Raw genomic sequence first — 20,323 nt, forward strand, 5'->3', positions numbered from 1 at the left:
CGAGATGCTGGACCAGACCCGAGCCGAGGTGATCCGGGCGCGGATCGCCGACGTGCCAGTGGGAACGTGGGTGAAGTGCGCGGGCTGCGGCGCCGGGCTCTACGGTCCCCGGCTGCGCGAGCACGCCGCCACCTGCCCCGAGTGCGGCCACCACTTCCCGCTGTCGGCGGCCGAGCGGATCGACCTGCTCGCCGACCCGGGCACGTTCACCGAGCACGACGCCGACCTCGCGGCGCTGGACCCGTTGGGGTTCACCGACAGCAAGCCTTACCCGGAGCGGGTGGCCGCCGCGGTCCGCAAGACCGGCAGGCAGGACGCGGCGCGCTGGGGGGTGGCCCGGATCAGCGGCCTGCCCGCGGTGCTCTCGGTCCTGGACTTCGGTTTCCTGGGCGGCAGCATGGGTTCGGTCGTGGGGGAGAAGGTCAGCCGCGCCGCCGAGCACGCGTTGCGCACCCGGACGCCGCTGGTCGTCTGCTCCGCCTCCGGCGGAGCCCGGATGCAGGAGGGGATCTTCTCCCTGATGCAGATGGCGAAGACCGCCGCGTCGCTGCGCAGGCTGTCCGACGCGGGCGTGCCGTATGTGTCGGTGCTGTGCGACCCGGTGTACGGCGGTGTCAGCGCCTCGTTCGCCAGCCTCGGCGACGTGATCATCGCCGAGCGCGGTGCCCGCGCGGGCTTCGCCGGGCCGACCGTCATCGAGCAGACCATCCGGCAGAAGCTGCCCGCCGGTTTCCAGACCGCCGAGTTCCTGGTGGACAACGGGCACATCGACGCCGTGGTCGCGCGAACCGAGCTTCGGCGCGCGATCGGCCGTGTGCTGCGCTGGCACGCGGCGGACGGCGCGCCCGAGCCCGGTGAGCAGGCCGAGCCCGCCTGCGGTGTGGCCGCGGGCGCGTGGGAGACCGTGCGGCTCGCCCGCGACCCGGGGCGCCCGCACCTGGGCGAGTACATCGCCGCGGTGTTCGACGACTTCATCGAGTTGCGCGGCGACCGGGCCCGCGAGGACGACCCGTCGATCGTCGGCGGCCTCGCGCTGCTCGACGGCGCGCCGGTCGTGGTCGTGGGGCACCGCAAGGGCCGAGGCACCACGGAGGGCGTCGCGCGCAACTTCGGGATGCCGCACCCGTCCGGCTACCGCAAGGCAGCGCGGTTGATGCGCTACGCCGAGCGGTTCGGAATGCCGCTGGTGACCTTCATCGACACCCCGGGCGCGTTCCCCGGAATCCGCGCCGAGCAGGAGAACCAGAGCGGCGCGATCGCCGACAACCTGGCGTTGCTGGCCGGTCTCGGCACCGCCGTCGTGTCCATTGTGGTCGGTGAAGGAGGCAGCGGCGGGGCGCTCGCGCTCGGTGTCGGCGACCGGCTGCTGATGCTGTCCAACACGATCTACTCGGTCATCAGCCCGGAGGGCTGCGCGTCGATCCTGTTCCGCGACTCCGGCCGCGCGCCGGAGGCCGCCGCGGCGCTGCGGCTGACCGCCCGGGAACTGCGCGAGTGCGGGATAGCCGACCGGATCGTCCCGGAACCGCCCGGCGGCGCCCACCTCGACCACCCGGGCACGGCCAGGGCGGTCAAGGACGCCCTGCGCCAGGAACTGGCCGAACTCCGGCAGATCCCGGTCCGGGTCCTGCTGGATTGCAGGTACCGCAGGCTGCGCGCGGCGGGCAGGTTCGCCGAGGGCAGCACCGACATCAGCGAAAGGCACTGACCATGTCTCCTTTGGACACCACCGCGCAACTGGCGGAGGTCCCGCGCGGACGGCTGACCCGACACGTCGAGCCGCCCCCGCGTAGCGACGGCCCACCGAGCTTCGAGGGGTTCGTGCGGTTCGACGGCGCCCAGGTCGAGGCCGTGCTGGCGGGCGCGGGCACGCTCGCGGACATCCTGGCGCGCACCGGCGCGCAGCGGATCGCGGTGTCCCTCGGCGGCATCCAGTGGGAGGTGGAGGCCCCCCACTGGCGCGCCGTCGGCTGTTCCGGTCACCCGGGAGCCGCTGCCGGAACAGGAAAGCGGGCCGGTCGGGCACCAGGTGACCGCGCCGCTGGTCGGTGTGTTCTACCAGGCCCCCGGTCCGGGCAAGCCCCCGTTCGTCGAAGTGGGCTCCGCGGTCGTGGCCGGGCAGCAGGTGGCGATCGTGGAGGCGATGAAGATGCTCAACGAGGTCGTCGCGGACCGCGCGGGTGTCATCGGGGCCGTCCTCGCCCACGACGGCGATGTGGTCGAGTACGGCCAGCCGCTGTTCCGCATCGACCCGGCCTGAGGAGTGTCCATAATGGATGGGATCGGCAAGGTCCTGGTGTGCAACCGGGGCGAGATCGCCGTGCGGGTGATCCGGGCGTGCCGCGAGCTGGGCATTCCCAGTGCGGTGGCGTATTCGGCCGCGGACTCCGACTCGCGGGCGGTGCGGCTGGCCGACGAGGCCGTCTGCGTCGGGCCGGGCCCGTCGCCGCGCAGCTACCTCAACGTGCCAGCGCTCGTGCACGCCGCGGGCAAGGTCGGCGCGGACGCGGTGCACCCGGGGTACGGCTTCCTCTCCGAGGACGCCCACTTCGCCCGGGTCTGCGGCGATCTCGGCATCACCTTCATCGGGCCGACGCCCGAGGTGATCACCGCGATGGGCGACAAGACCAACGCCCGCCGCGCGATGGCCGCCGCGGGCCTGCCGGTGCCGCCGGGCAGCGAGGACCCGCTCAGCGGCCCGGCCGAGGCGGCCGAGCGGGCCGCCGAGATCGGCTACCCGGTGATCCTCAAGGCGGCGGCGGGCGGCGGCGGCAAGGGGATGCGCGTCGTGCACCGGCCGGAAGACCTCGCCGACGCGCTCGCCGACGTCGCGCACACCGCCCGCACCATCTTCCTGGACGACCGGGTGTACCTGGAGTCGTTCATCACCGCCGCCCGGCACGTCGAGGTGCAGATCCTCGGCGACCAGCACGGCTCGATCGTGCACCTGGGTGAGCGGGACTGCTCCATCCAGCGCCGCCAGCAGAAGCTGGTCGAGGAGTCACCGTCCACTGTGCTCAGTGCCGAGATGCGCGAGCGGATGTGCGCGGCGGCGGTGGCGGGCGCGCGGGCGGTCGGCTACTCCAGCGCGGGCACCGTGGAGTTCCTGGTCGACCCGGCGGCTGAGTTCTACTTCATGGAGATGAACAGCCGCATCCAGGTCGAGCACCCGGTGACCGAGGTCCGCAGCGGCGTCGACCTGGTGGCCTGGATGATCCGGGTCGCCGCGGGCGAGCCGCTGGCCTTCGGCCAAGCCGACATCGCCATGACCGGCCACGCGATCGAGTGCCGGATCAACTCCGAGGACGCGGCCAACGGCTGGGCTGGCTCGTTCGGGACGCTGGAGCGGTTCGTCCCGCCCGCGGGCCCCGGCGTGCGGGTGGACACCCACGGGTTCCCCGGCTACCGCATCCCGCCGTACTACGACTCGCTGCTGGCCAAGGTGATCGTGCACGCGGACACCCGCGCGGAGGCGATGGCCAGGATGGACCGGGCGCTGGCCGAGTTCGACTGCGCCGGGGTCGCCACCACCATCGGGTTCCACCGGGCGCTGATGGCGCACCCCCGGTTCCGGGCAGGCACCCACCGGCTCGATTTCGTGGAGAATCACCTCACGGCGACGGGGGAATTGAGCGACACCGAGCTCTGACCCGCAACAGCCGAATACCGGGCGCGCTCCCCGCGCCCGGTATTCGGCGTTGTCTCATTTCCGGATAAAGCTGTGGGAAAGAAAGAACCCCGCCTTTCCGGAGAAAGGCGGGGCTGGTGGGGAGTCGGCGCTCAGGTCAAGGAGGGAACCGGTGCGGGCCGGGGCTGGAGAACGGCGTCGTGGGCCAGGATCGCCATTTGGCACTTCTGCAGCACCGGGGACGGCTCGACGCCGAGCTCGTCCATCAGCCGCGCGCGCATCCGCTGGTAGACCGCGAGCGCGTCGCGCTGGCGCCCGCAGCGGTACAGCGCGACCATCAGCTGCTGGCACAGCCGCTCGTTGAGCGACTCGGACTCCACCAGCTCGCTGAGCTCGGCGACGATCTCGTTGTGCCTGCCGATCATCAGCTCGGCCTCGTAGAGCCGCTCCAGCGCCGCCGCCCGGTATTCCTTGTACCGGACCGCCGCGGCCTGGCAGATGAAGCCGCCGAGGGTGCCGCCGAAGGTCGGCCCGCGCCACAGGGTCAGCGCCGTGCGCAGCTTGCCGATCATCTCCAGCGGGTTGTTCGACGGGTTCGCCCGCACGTCGAGCAGGGCGTGGGTGAACACGTCGGCGTCGAAGGCGTCGCCGTTGAGGCACAGCCGGTAGCCCGATGGCATACTGAGGAAGCGCGGGGACTTTCTCGCCGGGTCGACTCCGCGTAACCGTCTGCGGAGTCTGCTTATGTGCGCTTGTAAGGCGTTTTCGGCGTTGCGGGGCGGATTGTGCTCCCAGAGTTCACCGATCAGCGACTCGGTCAGCACGAGCCGATCGTGATTGACCAGTAGCGCGGCAAGCAGGGTCCGCTGGAAGGTCCCGCTGATCTCCACCGGTTCGCCCCCGGCCTGGATCTCAATGGGTCCAAGTATTCGATAGGTCAACATGCGGGCGCCCCCTTGGCTGGGTCTGTTAGCTCAGAATGCTTCCACGAATCAGAACACTGATGCAAGTATGACCCAGGTTTTACTCAGTTTGCTGAGTCTTATACGCCAACTGTCCCAATGGGCAGCGGTCAGCTCCCCATCAACCGCCTGTCAGGCGCGCGGTCCAGCATCGGCACCGGGCCGAACCGTCTACGCGATGAGGTAACGATGCTCCTGCAGGGAAAGCGATTGCTTGTCACGGGTGTGGTGTCGACCAAATCGATCGCGCACGCCGCAGCCCGGCTCGCCATCGATGAGGGCGCCGAGGTCGTGCTCACCGGGTTCGGCCGGGGCCTGCGGATCACCGAGCGGCTGGGCGAGGCCCTGGGCTGCCCGGTGCTGGAGCTGGACGTCACCGTCCCAGAGCAGGTCACCGCCGTCGCCGACCGGCTGGACGAGAAGTGGGGCGCGCTCGACGGCATCCTGCACGCGGTCGCCTACGCGCCCGCGGCCGCGCTCGACGGCGGTTTCCTCACCGCGCCGTGGACGGACGTGGCCACCGCGCTGCACGTGTCCACCTACTCCCTGGCCGCCGTCGGCCGCGAGTTCGCGCCCCTGCTCGCCCGCGCCGGCGGCGGCTCCATCGTCGGCCTGGACTTCGACGCCGACGTGGTCTGGCCCGGCTACGACTGGATGGGCGTGGCCAAGGCGGGCCTGGAAAGCTGCGCCCGCTACCTGGCGCACGCGCTCGGCCCAGCGGGCACCCGGGTCAACCTCGTCGCCGCAGGCCCGCTGCGCACGGTCGCCGCGTCGGCCATCAAGAGCTTCGAGGTGTTCGAGAACGTCTGGCAGGAGCGCGCCCCGCTCGGCTGGGACGACCGCGACGCCACCGCCGTCGGCCGCGCCGTCTGCGCGCTCTGGTCGGACTGGCTGCCCGGGGTCACCGGCGAGGTCATCCACGTCGACGGCGGCGTGCACGCCATCGGCGGCGCCCTGCCCAAGCCGGTGGCGGCCGAGGCGGCCCAGTTCGAGACCGCGGCCGTCCGATGACCAGGGTCGTGCGCCTCGACGAGCTGCCGGGCCTGGTCGGGCAGGAGTTGGGCGTCAGCCGCTGGCACGAGCTGACCCAGGCCACGGTCGACCAGTTCGCCGCCGCCACCGGCGACCACCAGTGGATTCACGTAGACCCTAGGCGCGCGGCCGCGGAGAGCCCCTGGGGCGCGCCGGTCGCGCACGGCCTGCTCACCCTGGGGCTGCTGCCGTCGATGATCACCGACGCGGTGACCGTCGACGGCGTCGACGTCATCGTGAACAAGGGCTTCGACAAGGTGCGCCTGGCCAACCCCGTGCTGGTCGGGGCCCGGGTGCGCGGCGCCGTCCGGCTGGCGTCGGCCCGCCAGCGCCCGCGCGGCTTCCACGAGGTGGGGCTGACGGTGACCGTCGAAGTCGACGGCCAGCCGGGCACGGCTCTCAAAGCCGAGACGATCTTCCTCTACCACCAGGCCGCCGTGCTCGCTCCCGGGTGCGAAGGAGCCCACGCATGATCACCGAGGAGACCGCGACCCGGAGCCGGGTCGCGCTGCGCAAACTGGCCTCCGGCGTCGCGGTGCTGACCTTCCGCGACGGCGACCGCGCTCACGCCGCGACCGTGAGCTCGGTCGCCGCGGTGTCCCGCGACCCGCTGCTGCTGGGCACGTCGCTGCGCCGCGGCTCGCTGTTCGCCGACCTGGTGCGCGAGGCGGGAGCCCGGTTCGCGGTCAACATCCTCGGCGCGCACCAGGCCGCGCTGGCGAGCTGGTTCGCCGACCCGGACCGTCCGCGCGGGCTCGCCCAGTTCGACTGCGTGGCCTGGACTCCCGACCCATACAGCGGCGCGCCGCTCATCGACGGCTCGCTTGCCGGACTGGGCTGCGGCCTGCGCTCGCACACCCCAGCGGGTGATCACCACCTGCTCGTCGCCGAGGTGTTCGCAGGCGTGCCCGGCGAGGGCGTCCCGCTGCTGAGCTACGCGGGCCAACTGCACGACGGAACGCTGCGCAGCCTGCCGGAGCGGCAGGCCCACCCGGACTCCGCGCGCCGCACGGGGTCGGCAGAGGAAGGACCGGCCGCCATGCCCACTGTCACCGGAGCGCCGAGATGACCGCCGCGGTCGTCGTGGGGGTCGGCGCGTCGCTGCCCCAGCGCGTGGTCACCAATGCCGAGCTCGCCGGGTACCTGGACACCTCCGACGAGTGGATTCGCAGCCGCACCGGCATCGGCGCGCGCCGCTGGGTCGACCCCGGCGTGTCCACCGGCGACCTGGCCACCCGCGCCGGGGAGCTGGCGCTGCGCTCGGCAGGCGTCGGCCGGGTCGACGCGGTCGTGGTCGCCACCACCACCCCCGACCGGCTGTGCCCGGCCACCGCGCCCGAGGTCGCCACCCGGCTCGGGCTGACCGGGATCTCCGCGCACGACGTCAACGCCGTGTGCACAGGATTCCTCTATGGACTGTCCAGCGCCGTCGGCCTGATCGCCGCGGGCAACGCGGAGTCGGTCCTGATGATCGGCGCGGAGACGTTCTCCACGATCATCGACCCCAAGGACCGCGGCACGGCGGTCATCTTCGCCGACGGCGCGGGCGCCCTGGTGCTGCGCGCGGGCGCGCCGGACGAGCCGGGCGCGGTCGGCCCGCTGGTGCTCGGCAGCGACGGCGGTCTGGCCGACCTGATCCAGATCCCGGCGGGCGGCTCCCGGCAGCGCTCCTCCGGTGCGGCGGCGGAGCCGGAGGACTACTACTTCCGGATGCGCGGCCGCGAGGTCTACCGGCACGCGGTGGAGCGCATGGCGTCCTCGGCCATGCAAGCGTTGGGAAGGGCCGGTTTGACGATGTCCGATATAGACAAGTTCGTGCCGCACCAAGCCAACGCGCGCATCTCGGCCGCGGTGGGCGAACGCCTTGGCCTCCAGGAGCGCCAAACTGTGTCCAATGTGGAGTGCGTCGGCAACACGGCTGCGGCGTCCATCGGCATCCTGCTGGCCGAGGCGACCGCCGCGGGCGGCATCCGCGCCGGGCAGCGCCTGCTGCTCACCGCGTTCGGCGGCGGCCTCACCTGGGGCGCGACGACCCTGGTGTGGCCGGAGGTCACCGCGCACATCGCCGCCCCGCCGCGCGCCGCCATCGCCGCCGCGAGCTGACCCGCCCGCCGCGCCACCCCGACAGCCAAGGAGCCCCACCGTGCACGACGCCCGAGCCCTCGGCCCAGAAGCCGCCGTCCGCCTGGCCCGGCGCGGCCACACCCTGGACCTGCCCGCGCTGGCGGAGCTGATGCGCACCCGCGCCGAACTGACCGACCGCACCCAGAAACTGCGCGGGGAAGCCAATCGCCTGGCCAAGGAGGGCCGCACGGGCGGCGCGGCGGTCCGCGCCCGGGCCAAGGAGGTCAAGGAGCAGATCCACGAGGTCGAGACCCGCCAGAAGGAAGTCCAGCGCGAGCTGACCGACTTCCTGATGGTCGTGCCGAACCTCCCCGCAGACGACGCCCCCGACGGAAAGTCCGAAGAGGACGCCGTGGAGATCCGCCGCGTCGGCGAGCCACGGGACTACCCCTTCGAGCCCCGCCACCACGCCGACATCGGCGAGACCACCGGCATCCTCGACCTGAGGCGCGCCGCGAAGCTCTCCGGCGCCCGCTTCGCCGTGACCCGGGGCGCCGGAGCAGCCCTGGAACGCGCCCTCGCCGCGTTCTTCCTGGACCTGCACGCCCGCGAACACGGGTACACGGAGTACTCGGTGCCCACCCTGGTCACCCGGGAGACCATGACCGGCACCGGCCAACTCCCCAAGTTCGAGGACGACCTGTTCACAACCGCGGTCGGCGGCCGGGAGCTGTTCCTCATCCCCACCGCCGAAGTCCCCCTCACCAACCTCCACGCAACCGAAACCCTCGACGAGGCCGCACTGCCGCTGGCCATGACCGCCCGCACCCAGTGCTTCCGCGCCGAAGCGGGCTCATACGGCCGCGACACCCGCGGAATCCTGCGGATGCACGAGTTCACCAAAGTGGAACTGGTGCGCATCGTCCCCGAGGAAAACTCCCGCGCCGAACTGGACCTCATGCTCACCCACGCCGAAGAATGCCTGAAGCGCCTGGACTTGGCGTACCGCGTGGTCGCCCTAGCCGCAGGCGACCTCGGTTTCTCGGCGAGGTTCACCTACGACATCGAAGTCTGGCTCTCCGGCCAGAACCGCTACCGGGAAATCTCGTCCTGTTCGGACACCGGCACCTTCCAGGCCCGCCGCGCCGGAATCCGCCTCCGCGCCCGCGACGGAGCCAAAACCTTCCCCGCCACCCTCAACGGCTCCGGCCTCCCCATCGGCAGAACCCTCCTGGCCCTCCTGGAACAACACCAAACCCCCGACGGCGGCGTGGACATCCCCGAGGCGCTGGTCCCCTACACCGGTTTCCACCACATAGCCCCGGACGGCTCTTCCGTTCGCTGACCCAACGAGCCCGGCTCTAGCTGAGCACAGCCAGTCGCGGTGCCCCCAACCAAGAACCTCGACACCCAGGCGCCTGTCTTTCCGGTCTTGGTGCTGCCTGGCCACGTCGCGGTCCCGCGGCAAGTGTGACTTGCGTCAGGTTGTCAAGCAGGCCCATCCGGCTGAACCTGCCACCCCGCCGCTTGGTTGCTGATAGCGTCGATCGCGGGAATGATCGACACCGGGACCCGGGGGACGACGTGGATGAGTTCGAGGTGCACCTCAGCGCGTTGGACGACCTGGGGAGGAACCGGCTTCCTGGTATCAGCCAATCGATGTCCACCGCACTGGAGAAGCTGACCGAGGCGACCGGATGGATCACCCGCACGTTCGACACTCGGGGCGCGTCGATGGACACAGGGGGATTCGACACGAGTATGCCATATCGGCATTATCTATTTTGGCAACCAGGCAACGAATGCTACTACACGCTTGACTTTGTCAAGCAGGTATTCCAAGATAATCGGGACAATGTCGACTTGGCTGCGCAAGCGATCGTCGAAATCGCCACGCGCTATCGTCAAGCTGACGGGCAAGCGTAGTCGGGGAAAGAAATGGACATCGACTGGGCTGCTCAGATGAGCGATCAGGCGCACAGCCTCATCGGCATCATGAAGGCGCACGATGATGAGGGTATCGGGGCTGCCGCTCAACTTGAGGGACGCATACAGCGGATATTCGATCTCGTCTCCTGCGGTGAGACATCAACAGCGGACAGTATGATCCAGGCCCTCAATGACGCAAAGGAAGCCATCACCCAGGATCAGCATCTGCATTTCGATGGTGCGAAGCGAGACTTGGACGGCTGGTCCGGCTCTGCGGCAGACGGCTTCTTCGACTATCTCAACCAGTTGGAAGACGGCGTCGAGTTGATGAAGGACCGCATCGACGCGATGATCCTGATCATCACCGCACACGCTGCTCTCGTGAAGGGTATGCGAAGCGACGTCGTGGAGTTTGTCAGGCACACTCTGGACGGAATCGCGGAGGCCGCAACGGACGGTTGGAAGGTGGGTGCGGCTATCGTTGGCGCGGTTGTCGGTGTGGCGGGCGCTGTAGTGGGCACCGCGGCTGGCGGACCGCTTGGCGTTGTGGCCGGAACAATCGCCGCAAGTATGGTCGCGGGAGCGACGAGCGTAGCAGTGGAGGCCAAAGGTGCTGACAGCGAACTAGGGGTAATAGTCGAGTTCGTGGACTCCGGCGAAGGTATGCTCGAACTGGTCGACATCGAGCGGGCTAAAATCGAACGTGCTTTTCGGGAGTTGGCCGCGGCAGTCACCGGCGACAAGTTGTCCGAGGTGCGCCCTGCTCGTCCGATGATTATCACCGCACCGGATTTCCACCCGGGGACCTTCGGTCTCTCTCAGGAGAATCAAGGGCGGCACCGCGTGCCGCAGGACACCCGTGATCTCGTTCCTGAGCCATCGGCCCGTGCCGACGGGCCGTTTGACGGCACCACTGGTGCCGATGGCCAGCACCTGGACCGCTACTCCGAGCAGGGGCCTTCCGCGACATGAGTGACTATCGAGAATTCAGTTCGGCAGAGTTGACCGAACAAGCCCGTCAATTGAGTGGGGCGGCATCGCATCTGCACACTATGGCGATTCGCCGTAAGGAGAGCAGGCTTGCCGCGCGAGAACAAGCGATGGACATCACCGGCCAAGCGCAATCGCCAGACGGGCTGGTGCGGGCGGTCGTGGACGTCGGTGGCATGTTGACGGATCTGGAGATCGCACCCGAAGCGCTTGGCCTGCGTGCTGATCATCTCGCCCGGGTCATTTCATCGGTCACGCAGGAGGCGGCAGGTCGAGCCAGGGCGGAGGTGCGGAGTCTTTATCAGCCGTTGATTGAAGAGGGGCTGGTAGGCGACTTGCCGGTGCTGCTGCCGGGGTCGCTGCCCAAAGCGTCCGCGACCGCATCGCCGCCACCAGTGGACGCGGACGAGGACGAGGCGTCATTCGAGGAGACTTTCTCACTGAGGCGGACCGAGCGATGATGAAGGTGCCTCTCTTGCTCGCGGCAGTGGCCGGAGCCTTGCTTGTTGTGGGCTGTGCACCTGATGAGCCACCGGTGACGACGCCGACAAACCCGTTCACCCAAGACAAGGCAATCCGACCGGTGCGCATGACAGGTGGGGTGGCCTTGTCCTCGGTGCTGAGCGAAACCGCGTCGCAGATCCTGTGCCAAGTGGTGCCCAGCGACCGCTGGGCACAGTTGTTGGAAGGCGGGGTGGGCAGGCAACCGAGCCTCGACCAGTGCTCGGTGAGCAGTGACCGAGCGATGCTGACCATGCGGCTTATGCCGATGGGAAGCGCTTTCTCCGCGACGACGACTGTCGGTGGGCGGCCTGCGTTCTCCGTTCCGGCTCCTGCTACCGGGTTTGTCGTGTCACTGACAGACGGCGCTGGGAGCCCGATCGAGAAGCCGTTGCTGTCGTTGACCATCACCTCGTCACGTCTCGATCCCACGGCTCAGCGGGAAATGTTGACCCGGGTCGCGGCTGAGGTAGTTCCCACCCTGGCCAAGGAAGGCGATCCCGTCCCCGAGCGAGACGGCACTGGCCGCTTCCGGTTCGTCAGGACACCCGCGGCCCCAGGGGGCCAGATAGTCGATCTGCCCCGGCCGGTCCAGGCCGCGCAGTTGTGCACTATGCTTCTCGAGACCCCGGGTATCCCGACGACCGGTGCGGAAGCGGCGCTCACGAACACGGCCACCTGCCAGATCGGAGTCGCCGAGGCGAAGATCAGCGTTCAGTCGGACTCGGTTCGGTTCTATCCGGATCGGATCGCGGGCAGACCCGCCAAGACGGGCTCGACGATCCGGGTGCGTCTGCGGGACGACGCCCCTATCGACCTGGAGATCCGCGGCCCACGGCAGTTGGCCGAGGCCCTGGTGCCACCCCTGCTATGACCGCTCAGCCAGGCAGTTGAGCGGCCAGATCCACCACCTGCTTGAAGAACACCGGATCAGGCGACCCTGACACCGCAGCCCCTTCGGCGACCACCAGCAGGTCGTGTCTCGGGTCGGAGGTGAACGGGGTGCCGGTGAACCGAACCCCTTGCCGTTTCAGCAGTTCAAAACCCGGCGACCGCACACTGCCCGTGCTGTCGGTGTCGATCAGCCTCTTCAGCGGCCGCACGTCATCCTTGTCCCGCATCCGAACCCAGGACACGGCAACGACGAAAGGTGTTGCCCGCCGGGGTCTTCAGCGTGAACAGGGACCGGTCGAGGACTAGCATGGGTTGCGAGGGAAGAAGTCGTGCACAGCCCGTAGGAGTTGACCGCGCAGTCCAGGACGTTCTCCACCATCTCGTTCACATTGCGCAGCTTTATCCTCCGCACCGCGTCTTCGGATTTGACCTTCTTGGTCGCTTTGTCCGGCTTGGCTGCCTGAGCCACGACACTCTCACTGGAAAACCGGGCGGGCAACAGATCCGCCCGAAAACGGCGAAGGCCGCCCCCGGGAACGGGAGCGGCCTTCGGGTGAAGCGTTGCGGTCAGCGGCGGAAGAGCAGGGCGCGCTTGACTTCCTGGATGGCCTTGGTGACCTGGATGCCGCGGGGGCAGGCGTCGGTGCAGTTGAAGGTGGTTCGGCAGCGCCACACGCCTTCGGCGTCGTTGAGGATGTCCAGGCGTTCCTGGGCGCCCTCGTCGCGGGAGTCGAAGATGAAGCGGTGGGCGTTGACGATCGCCGCTGGGCCGAAGTAGCTGCCCTCATTCCAGAACACCGGGCACGAGGTGGTGCAGCAGGCGCAGAGGATGCACTTCGTCGTGTCGTCGAAGCGTTCGCGGTCGGCGGCGGACTGGATGCGTTCGCGGGTGGGCTCGTTGCCGTAGGTGATGAGGAACGGCTTGACCGCGCGGAAGGCCTCCATGAACGGTTCCATGTCGACCAGCAGGTCCTTGTTCACCGGGAGGCCCTTGATGGGGGCCACGGTGATCGTGGTGGGCTTGTCGCCCTTGGCGAGCAGGTCCTTCACCAGAACCTTGCACGCCAACCGGTTGACGCCGTTGATCTGCATGGCGTCGGAGCCGCAGATGCCGTGCGCGCAGGAGCGGCGGAAGGTCAGGGTGCCGTCGATGTACCACTTGACGTAGTGCAGCAGGTTCAGCACCCGGTCGGTGGGCAGCGCGGGCACGCCGAAGGACTCCCAGCGCGGCTCCGAGTCGGTCTCGGGGTTGAAGCGCAGGATCTTCACCGTGACGGTGACCGCGCCCTCGGGCACGGGCGGCTGGTCGCCTCGGGCTCCCGAGGCCGGGTTCTCAGTGGTCGCAGCGGTCGTCATCAGTACTTGCGCTCCATCGGCTTGTACCGGGTGAAGGTGACGGGCTTGTAGTCCAGCCGGATCTCGCCCTTGAGACCGTCGCCCTGCTTGTAGAACATGCTGTGCCGCATGTAGTTCGTGTCGTCGCGGTTGGGGTAGTCCTCGCGGGCGTGGCCGCCGCGGGACTCCTTGCGCTCCAGGGCGCCGACGACGAGGACTTCGGCCAACTCCAGCAGGAAGCCGAGCTCCATGGCCTCAAGCAGGTCGGTGTTGAACCGCTTTCCCTTGTCCTGCACCGTGATGTGCGCGTAGCGGTCCTTGAGGGCCTGCACGTCGTGCAGGGCCTGCTTCAGGGTCTCCTCGGTGCGGTACACCGACGCGTTGGCGTCCATTGTGGCCTGAAGCTCGGTGCGGATGTCCGCGACGCGCTCCTTGCCGTGCTCGGACAGCGCGTGCGCGACCTGCGCCTCGACCTGCGCCGCCGGGTTCTCCGGCAGGTCGAGCAGGTCGTGGTTCGCCGCGTAGCGGGCGGCGGCGAGACCGGCGCGGCGGCCGAAGACGTTGATGTCGAGCAGCGAGTTGGTGCCCAGCCGGTTCGCGCCGTGCACCGAGACGCAGGCGCACTCGCCTGCGGCGTAGAGGCCGGGGACGACGTTGTCGTTGTCCCGCAGCACTTCGCCGTGGATGTTGGTGGGGATGCCGCCCATGGCGTAGTGCGCGGTCGGGTAGACCGGCACCGGCTCGGTGACCGGGTCGACCGCGAGGTAGGTGCGGGCGAACTCGGTGATGTCGGGCAGCTTGGTCTCCAGGACCTCCGCGCCCAGGTGCGTGCAGTCGAGCAGCACGTAGTCCTTGTTCGGGCCCGCGCCGCGCCCTTCGAGCACTTCCAGGGCCATCGACCTGGCGACGATGTCGCGCGGCGCGAGGTCCTTGATGGTGGGCGCGTAGCGCTCCATGAACCGCTCGCCGGAGGCGTTGCGCAGGATCGCGCCCTCGCCGCGGGCGCCCTCGGTCAGCAGGATGCCCAGGCCCGCGAGGCCGGTCGGGTGGAACTGGTAGAACTCCATGTCCTCCAGCGGCAGGCCCTTGCGGAACACGATGCCCATGCCGTCGCCGGTCAGGGTGTGCGCGTTGGAGGTGGTCTTGAAGACCTTGCCGAAGCCGCCGGTGGCGAACACGACCGCCTTGGCCTGGAAGACGTGGATCTCGCCGGTGGCGAGCTCGTAGGCGACCGCGCCGGTGCAGACCGGGCCGTTGTCGGTCTCGGTGAGGCAGATGTCGAGGACGTAGAACTCGTTGAAGAACTCGATGCCGTGCTTGACGCAGTTCTGGTACAGCGTCTGCAGGATCATGTGGCCGGTGCGGTCCGCCGCGTAGCAGGCCCGGCGCACGGCGGCTTCGCCGTGGTTGCGGGTGTGCCCGCCGAAGCGGCGCTGGTCGATGCGGCCCTCGGGCGTCCGGTTGAACGGCAGGCCCATCTTCTCCAGGTCGAGGACGGCGTCGATGGCCTCTTTCGCCATCACCTCGGCGGCGTCCTGGTCGACGAGGTAGTCACCGCCCTTGATGGTGTCGAAGGTGTGCCACTCCCAGTTGTCTTCCTCGACGTTGGCCAGCGCGGCGCACATGCCGCCCTGGGCGGCGCCGGTGTGCGACCGCGTCGGGTAGAGCTTGGTGAGCACGGCCGTCTTCGGGCTGACGCCCGCTTCGGCGCTCGCCGCCAAGGCCGCGCGCATGCCCGCGCCGCCTGCCCCGACGATCACCACGTCGTACTTGTGGAACTGCATGGTCAAACCGCTTCTTCCGGTGGTGGGAGGCTCAGTTCGCGGGGATGTCCGGGTCGAAGGTGAAGATGACGTAGGAGCCAAGGGCCAGGATCAGCACCATGGACACGTACAGCATCATCTTCAGCCAGAACCGGGTGCTGTCCTTGCGCGCGTAGTCGTTGATGACCGTGCGCAGGCCGTTGCCGCCGTGGATCTCGGCGAGCCAGAGCATCGACAGGTCCCAGAACTGCCAGAACGGGCTGGACCAGCGTCCGGCCACGAACGCGAAGTTGATCCGGTGCACGCCGCCGTCGAGGATGTTCATGATGAACAGGTGGCCGAGCACCAGCACGATCAGCGCCAGGCCGGAGATCCGCATGAACAGCCAGCTGGCGAGTTCGAAGTTGCTGCGCCGGGCGGCTGGGCGCCGGGGCGAGCGGGGCTTGTCCAGGGCGAGTGTCATGGTCAGTGCCCCCCGAACATCTCGGTCACCGTGCGGACCATCATGAAGTAGGCGCCGGGGACCATCACCAGCACCCAGACGCCGATGATCGCCCAGAGCATCTGCTTCTGGTAGCGCGGTCCCTTTTCCCAGAAGTCGACCAGCATGACCCGCAGGCCGTTGAGCGCGTGGTAGAGCACCGCGCCAACGAGGCCGACCTCGATGAGGTTGACCAGTGGGGTCTTGTAGGTCTCGATGATCTCGTCGTACGCGCTGGGCGAGACCCGCACGAGGGCGGTGTCGAGCACGTGCGCGAACAAGAAGAAGAAGGTGAGCACGCCGGTGATGCGGTGCGCCACCCATGACCACATTCCGGGGTCTCCCCGGTAGAGCGTCCCGTTGCGCCGGGACCCGCGCGCCGCCACCTCCACGGTAGCGCTGGCCGAGTCGGACATCGGTAGCCGGCCTCCAACGTCGCTGATGGACTTCATGCCCGCGCGGAATGCACACGAAACGGGCCTTGACCCATCGGATGCTAGACCCGCAGAGCGGAGCACACCCAACCTGTCGATGCCCTCTGTGACGGACAAGACACACTCACCGCGCTCGACCAGGCCGTGTGAGCATTCGCCGACCCCGTCTTGCCTAGTCGGATGTGACACAGAGTGGTCACGGTGAGGTCACCAATTGGAATGACCACAATCTACTCATCAGTAGGTAATTGGCCTTGATCCGCTATTCACCACCCCTATTCGTCCATTCACGACCCCTATTCGCCGTCCACCCGGGACGGCCGCCCCGGTCACCCGGGTGGTGTCAATCAACAATTGGGTCACGCAACGGCGTGTGCCAAGAACCTGGCCCCGACCAGGGGTACGGTCCTGCGGAACATCCGTGTTCGGTCACGTCGAACACGGGGATCGGGAAGGGAGAAAGCCTTGCGCCGAATGCGAGGGGTTCGTCTCACCGCCGGGCTGGTCGCGCTGGGCCTCGGCCTGGCCGCGTGCGGGTCCGACACCGCGGCCCCGGGGGGCGGTCCGGGCACCCCGGCCGCCTCGTCCATCAAGCTCGGCCTCGCCTACGACATCGGCGGCCGCGGCGACCAGTCCTTCAACGACTCCGCGGCCCGCGGCCTGGACAAGGCCGAGGCCGAGTTCGGCATCGACATCAAGGAGCTCGAAGCCGCCGCGGGCGAGACGGACGCGCAGAAGGAAGACCGGCTCCGCCAGCTCGCCGAGGGCGGCTACAACACGATCATCGCGGTCGGGTTCGCCTACGCCCCGGCGCTGAAGAAGGCGGCCGCGGACTACCCGGACGTCAAGTTCGCGCTCATCGACAGCGAGGACGCCCAGGGCCCCAACATCGCCAACCTGGTCTTCGCCGAGCAGGAGGGCTCCTTCCTCGTCGGCGTCGCCGCCGCCCTCAAGAGCCAGACCGGCAACGTGGGCTTCGTCGGCGGCGTCAACACCCCGCTCATCCAGAAGTTCGAGGTCGGCTACACCGCGGGCGTCAAGGCGGTCAAGCCGGACGCGACCGTCCAGGTCAAGTACCTGACCCAGCCGCCGGACTTCACCGGCTTCAACGACCCGGCCAAGGGCGAGACCGCGGCCAAGGGCATGTTCGACGCGGGCGCGGACGTCGTCTACGCCGCGGCGGGCGGCTCGGGCAACGGCGTGTTCAAGGCGGCCAAGGCGAACGGCAGGCTGGGCATCGGCGTCGACTCCGACCAGTACAACCTGCCCGCCCTCGCCGACGTCCGCGACGTCATCATCACCTCCATGGTCAAGGAGGTCGACGTGGCCGTCTACGACTTCGTGACCTCGGTGAAGAACGACAAGTTCACCGCTGGCTCCCATGTCTACGACCTCAAGGCCGGTGGCATCGGCTACGCCACCAGCGGTGGCAAGATCGACGACATCCAGGGCAAGATCGACGAGTACAAAGCCAAGATCGTGGCGGGCGAGATCAAGGTCCCGGCGCAGAAGTAGGCCTGCTCGGACGGGCCGACGCGCGGGCCCGGCGACCGCGACCAGCGGACGCCGGGCCCGTTCCGCTTCCGCACCCACCCCTCCAGCGACAAGGATTGGGCCGTGTCCACCGAGTCAGCAGCGGGCGGCGATCCCGCCCCGGCCGTCGAGTTGTCCGGGATCACCAAGCGCTTCCCGGGCGTCGTGGCCAACTCCGATGTCGACATCACTGTCCGCGCGGGCACCGTGCACGCCCTGGTCGGGGAGAACGGCGCGGGCAAGTCGACCCTGATGAAGATCCTCTACGGGATGCAGCGGCCCGACGATGGCACGATCGCGGTGGCGGGCGAGCCGGTGTCGTTCGCCTCGCCCGCGGACGCGATCCGGGCGGGCATCGGCATGGTCCACCAGCACTTCATGCTCGCCGACAACCTCACCGTGCTGGAGAACGTCGTCCTCGGCAGCGAGCCGCGCGCCGGGGTCCGGCTGGACTTCGCCGCCGCCCGCGCCCGCGTCCGGGAGATCTCCGACGCCTACGGCCTCGGCGTCGAGCCCGACCGCCTGGTCGACGACCTCGGCGTCGGCGAGCGGCAGCGGGTCGAGATCCTCAAGGTGCTCTACCGGGGCGCCCGCACGCTCATCCTGGACGAGCCGACGGCCGTGCTGGTGCCGCAGGAGGTGGACGAGCTGTTCGGCAACCTGCGCGACCTCAAGGCCGAGGGCCTGACGATCCTGTTCATCTCGCACAAGCTGGACGAGGTGCTGGCCGTCGCCGACGACATCACCGTCATGCGGCGCGGGACCACGGTGGCCAGCGTGTCGCCGCGCGAGGTCACCGCCCGCAAGCTCGCCGAGCTGATGGTCGGCAGCGCGCTGCCGGTGCCGGAGCTGCGCGAGTCGACGGTGACCGACCGGCCGGTGCTGGCCGCGAGCGGGCTGACCGTGACCTCGGCGGATGGCCGCAAGGTGCTGGACGACGTGTCGTTCACCATCCACGCGGGCGAGGTCCTGGGCATCGCGGGCGTGGAGGGCAACGGCCAGGCCGAGCTGGTCGAGGCGCTGATGGGCATCCGCGTCCCCAGCGCCGGGTCGGTCCACCTGGCTGGCGCGGACATCACCCGGCTCTCCACCAAGCGCCGCCGGGAGGCGGGCATGGGCTACATCCCCGAGGACCGGCACCGCCAGGGCGTGCTGCTGGAGGCGTCGCTGTGGGAGAACCGGGTGCTCGGCCACCAGACCCGCAAGCCCAACGCGCGCGGCCCGCTGCTCGACCGGCGCGGCGCGAAGGCCGACACCCAGCGCATCGTGGAGCAGTACGACGTCCGCACGCCCGGCATCGACGTGCACGCCGCGGCGCTGTCCGGCGGCAACCAGCAGAAGCTGATCGTGGGCAGGGAAATGAGCGGGAACCCGGTCGTGCTGATCGCCGCGCACCCCACCCGCGGCGTCGACGTCGGCGCGCAGGCCGCGATCTGGGAGCACATCCGCCGCGCCCGCGCCGAGCGGCTGGCGGTGCTGCTGATCTCGGCCGACCTGGACGAGCTGATCGGCATGTCCGACACCCTGGCGGTGATCCTGCGCGGCAGGCTCGTCGCCGACCACGACCCGTCCACCGTGACCCCGGAGCAGCTCGGCTCCGCGATGACCGGAGCCGGGAGGGAAAGCTGATGGGCAGGTTCTCCGTCCGGTCCGTCCTCTTGGGACTCGTCGCGCCGGTCGGGGCGCTGGTCTTCGCGGCCCTGGTGTGCGCGCTCATCCTGGCGCTGACCGGGAACCCGCCACTGGACACAGTGGACGCCATGGCGACCGCGGCGCAGCGGCCGCGCACGCTGGTCAACTCGCTCAACAGCGCCACGCAGTACTACCTGGCCGCGGTCGCGGTCGCGATCGGCTTCAAGATGAAGCTGTTCAACATCGGCGTGGACGGCCAGTACCGGCTCGCCGCGATGCTCTCGGCCGCGCTCGCGGGCGCGGCGTTCATGGACGGCGTCCCGCCGTTCCTGCGGGTCGCGATGACGATCGTGGCGGCCATGCTGGTCGGCGCGGCCTGGTCCGGGCTGGCCGCGCTGCTCAAGGTCACCCGAGGCGTGTCCGAGGTGATCTCCACGATCATGCTCAACGCGATCGCCACGTACCTGGTGTCCTACCTGCTGAACCCGGCCCGGCTGGCGGAGAACGTGCCGGGCAGCAACAACATCGGCACCCGGCCGATCACCGAGGGCGGGCAGGTCCCCGGCATCGACTACCCGGGGTCGACGTCGAAGATCTTCGGCCTGGTGTTCCTCGCGGTGCTCGTCGGCGTCGTCTACTGGTTCGTGCTTTCCCGCACCCGCTTCGGGTTCGAGCTCAAGGCGACCGGCCTGTCCGAGTCCGCCGCGGTGGCCAGCGGCGTGAGCGTGCAGAAGATGGTCGTCTGGTCGATGCTGCTGTCCGGGGCGGTCGCGGGCCTGGTCGGGATGCCGCAGCTGCTGGGCTCGTCGCACTCGTACTCGCTGGACTTCCCGCCGGGCCTGGGTTTCATCGGCATCGCGGTGGCCCTGCTCGGCCGCAACCACCCGGTCGGCATGGCCGTGGCCGCGCTGCTGTGGGGTTTCCTGGACAACGCGGCCAACGCGCTGGACGTCTCCGGCGTGCCGAGGGAGATCGTGCTGATCATGCAGGGCGTGATCGTGCTGTCGGTCGTCGTCGCCTACGAACTCGTGCGCCGCTACCGCGTCCGCGCCGAGCAACGCGACGTCGGGCGCGCGCTGGGGCGGACCAAGACGCTGGAAGAGGTGTCGGCCTGATGAGGGAGCTTGCGAGCGAGTCATCGACGC

General features: G+C 69.3%; 21 protein-coding genes. 15 read left to right on the forward strand and 6 right to left on the reverse strand.

The genetic code is table 11. The features are described 5' to 3' along the window. Positions 1-4: 4 nt before the first annotated feature. The 3 genes from BLS56_RS17560 to BLS56_RS17570 all read left to right on the forward strand — a co-directional run bounded on the left by BLS56_RS17560 (position 5) and on the right by BLS56_RS17570 (position 3,649). A complete protein-coding gene (locus tag BLS56_RS17560) occupies positions 5-1,708 on the forward strand; it encodes an acetyl-CoA carboxylase carboxyltransferase subunit alpha (RefSeq protein ID WP_407640534.1) in 1,704 nt (567 codons plus the stop codon). A 321-nt stretch (positions 1,709-2,029) separates the two neighbouring features. Then, a complete protein-coding gene (locus BLS56_RS17565) occupies positions 2,030-2,260 on the forward strand; it encodes an acetyl-CoA carboxylase biotin carboxyl carrier protein (protein ID WP_228771725.1) in 231 nt (76 codons plus the stop codon). A gap of 12 nt (positions 2,261-2,272) precedes the next feature. Beyond that, the gene (locus BLS56_RS17570; protein ID WP_091451908.1) at positions 2,273-3,649 is read left to right on the forward strand and encodes an acetyl-CoA carboxylase biotin carboxylase subunit; all 1,377 of its coding nucleotides are present in this window, start codon (positions 2,273-2,275) and stop codon (positions 3,647-3,649) included. A 131-nt stretch (positions 3,650-3,780) separates the two neighbouring features. On the opposite strand, the gene BLS56_RS17575 is transcribed toward BLS56_RS17570, so the two are convergent. Then, entirely contained in the window at positions 3,781-4,518 is a 738-nt protein-coding gene (locus BLS56_RS17575; RefSeq protein WP_175482898.1) for an AfsR/SARP family transcriptional regulator, read from the reverse strand. Between the two features lie 261 nt (positions 4,519-4,779). Between BLS56_RS17575 and fabI the strand changes: the two genes are divergently transcribed. The 9 genes from fabI (at position 4,780) to BLS56_RS17620 (ending at position 11,980) form a co-directional block, all read left to right on the forward strand. After that, on the forward strand, positions 4,780-5,601 hold the full coding sequence (gene fabI / locus BLS56_RS17580; protein WP_091451913.1) for an enoyl-ACP reductase FabI: 822 nt from the start codon (positions 4,780-4,782) through the stop codon (positions 5,599-5,601). Further along, positions 5,598-6,095 (forward strand): MaoC family dehydratase, encoded by a 498-nt coding sequence (locus BLS56_RS17585; protein ID WP_091451916.1) that lies wholly within the window; start codon positions 5,598-5,600, stop codon positions 6,093-6,095. Before fabI ends, BLS56_RS17585 begins: the two co-directional genes overlap by 4 nt. Next, entirely contained in the window at positions 6,092-6,691 is a 600-nt protein-coding gene (locus tag BLS56_RS17590) for a flavin reductase family protein (protein WP_091451918.1), read from the forward strand. Before BLS56_RS17585 ends, BLS56_RS17590 begins: the two co-directional genes overlap by 4 nt. After that, the gene (locus BLS56_RS17595) at positions 6,688-7,725 is read left to right on the forward strand and encodes a beta-ketoacyl-ACP synthase III (protein ID WP_091451920.1); all 1,038 of its coding nucleotides are present in this window, start codon (positions 6,688-6,690) and stop codon (positions 7,723-7,725) included. The genes BLS56_RS17590 and BLS56_RS17595 overlap by 4 nt, the downstream gene beginning before the upstream one ends. 40 nt (positions 7,726-7,765) lie before the next feature. Further along, positions 7,766-9,031: a serine--tRNA ligase gene (serS, locus tag BLS56_RS17600; RefSeq protein WP_091451923.1), complete on the forward strand. Its 1,266-nt coding sequence runs from the start codon at positions 7,766-7,768 to the stop codon at positions 9,029-9,031. A gap of 239 nt (positions 9,032-9,270) precedes the next feature. Then, positions 9,271-9,612 carry a hypothetical protein gene (locus BLS56_RS17605; protein ID WP_091451925.1) on the forward strand — a complete coding sequence of 114 codons (342 nt, stop codon included), beginning with the start codon at positions 9,271-9,273 and terminating at the stop codon, positions 9,610-9,612. A gap of 12 nt (positions 9,613-9,624) precedes the next feature. Beyond that, positions 9,625-10,587 carry a hypothetical protein gene (locus tag BLS56_RS17610; RefSeq protein WP_091451928.1) on the forward strand — a complete coding sequence of 321 codons (963 nt, stop codon included), beginning with the start codon at positions 9,625-9,627 and terminating at the stop codon, positions 10,585-10,587. Then, positions 10,584-11,066 carry a YbaB/EbfC family nucleoid-associated protein gene (locus tag BLS56_RS17615; RefSeq protein WP_091451931.1) on the forward strand — a complete coding sequence of 161 codons (483 nt, stop codon included), beginning with the start codon at positions 10,584-10,586 and terminating at the stop codon, positions 11,064-11,066. The genes BLS56_RS17610 and BLS56_RS17615 overlap by 4 nt, the downstream gene beginning before the upstream one ends. A 74-nt stretch (positions 11,067-11,140) precedes the next feature. Then, entirely contained in the window at positions 11,141-11,980 is an 840-nt protein-coding gene (locus BLS56_RS17620; protein ID WP_139190785.1) for a hypothetical protein, read from the forward strand. Positions 11,981-11,984: 4 nt separating this feature from the next. Here the strand turns inward: BLS56_RS17620 and BLS56_RS17625 are convergent, their stop codons facing one another. The 5 genes from BLS56_RS17625 to sdhC form a co-directional block, all read right to left on the reverse strand. Then, entirely contained in the window at positions 11,985-12,227 is a 243-nt protein-coding gene (locus BLS56_RS17625) for a hypothetical protein (protein WP_139190787.1), read from the reverse strand. 340 nt (positions 12,228-12,567) lie between these two features. Next, entirely contained in the window at positions 12,568-13,356 is a 789-nt protein-coding gene (locus BLS56_RS17630) for a succinate dehydrogenase iron-sulfur subunit (RefSeq protein ID WP_091451940.1), read from the reverse strand. Then, positions 13,356-15,119, reverse strand: a complete 1,764-nt coding sequence (gene sdhA / locus BLS56_RS17635) for a succinate dehydrogenase flavoprotein subunit (protein WP_091451942.1) — start codon at positions 15,117-15,119, stop codon at positions 13,356-13,358. Before sdhA ends, BLS56_RS17630 begins: the two co-directional genes overlap by 1 nt. A gap of 31 nt (positions 15,120-15,150) precedes the next feature. Continuing rightward, complete coding sequence (locus BLS56_RS17640) at positions 15,151-15,561, reverse strand: succinate dehydrogenase hydrophobic membrane anchor subunit (RefSeq protein ID WP_091451945.1); 411 nt, start codon at positions 15,559-15,561, stop codon at positions 15,151-15,153. Between the two features lie 2 nt (positions 15,562-15,563). Then, the gene (sdhC, locus tag BLS56_RS17645) at positions 15,564-15,995 is read right to left on the reverse strand and encodes a succinate dehydrogenase, cytochrome b556 subunit (protein WP_091451948.1); all 432 of its coding nucleotides are present in this window, start codon (positions 15,993-15,995) and stop codon (positions 15,564-15,566) included. Between the two features lie 492 nt (positions 15,996-16,487). Between sdhC and BLS56_RS17650 the strand changes: the two genes are divergently transcribed. The 3 genes from BLS56_RS17650 (at position 16,488) to BLS56_RS17660 (ending at position 20,293) form a co-directional block, all read left to right on the forward strand. Next, positions 16,488-17,528 carry a BMP family lipoprotein gene (locus BLS56_RS17650; protein ID WP_091451950.1) on the forward strand — a complete coding sequence of 347 codons (1,041 nt, stop codon included), beginning with the start codon at positions 16,488-16,490 and terminating at the stop codon, positions 17,526-17,528. Positions 17,529-17,630: 102 nt separating this feature from the next. Next, a complete protein-coding gene (locus BLS56_RS17655; RefSeq protein ID WP_091451952.1) occupies positions 17,631-19,175 on the forward strand; it encodes an ABC transporter ATP-binding protein in 1,545 nt (514 codons plus the stop codon). Continuing rightward, entirely contained in the window at positions 19,175-20,293 is a 1,119-nt protein-coding gene (locus tag BLS56_RS17660) for an ABC transporter permease (RefSeq protein WP_091451954.1), read from the forward strand. The genes BLS56_RS17655 and BLS56_RS17660 overlap by 1 nt, the downstream gene beginning before the upstream one ends. The last annotated feature ends 30 nt before the right edge of the window (positions 20,294-20,323 follow it).

Source organism: Actinokineospora iranica, assembly GCF_900101685.1.
In the GTDB taxonomy this organism is placed as follows: domain Bacteria; phylum Actinomycetota; class Actinomycetes; order Mycobacteriales; family Pseudonocardiaceae; genus Actinokineospora; species Actinokineospora iranica.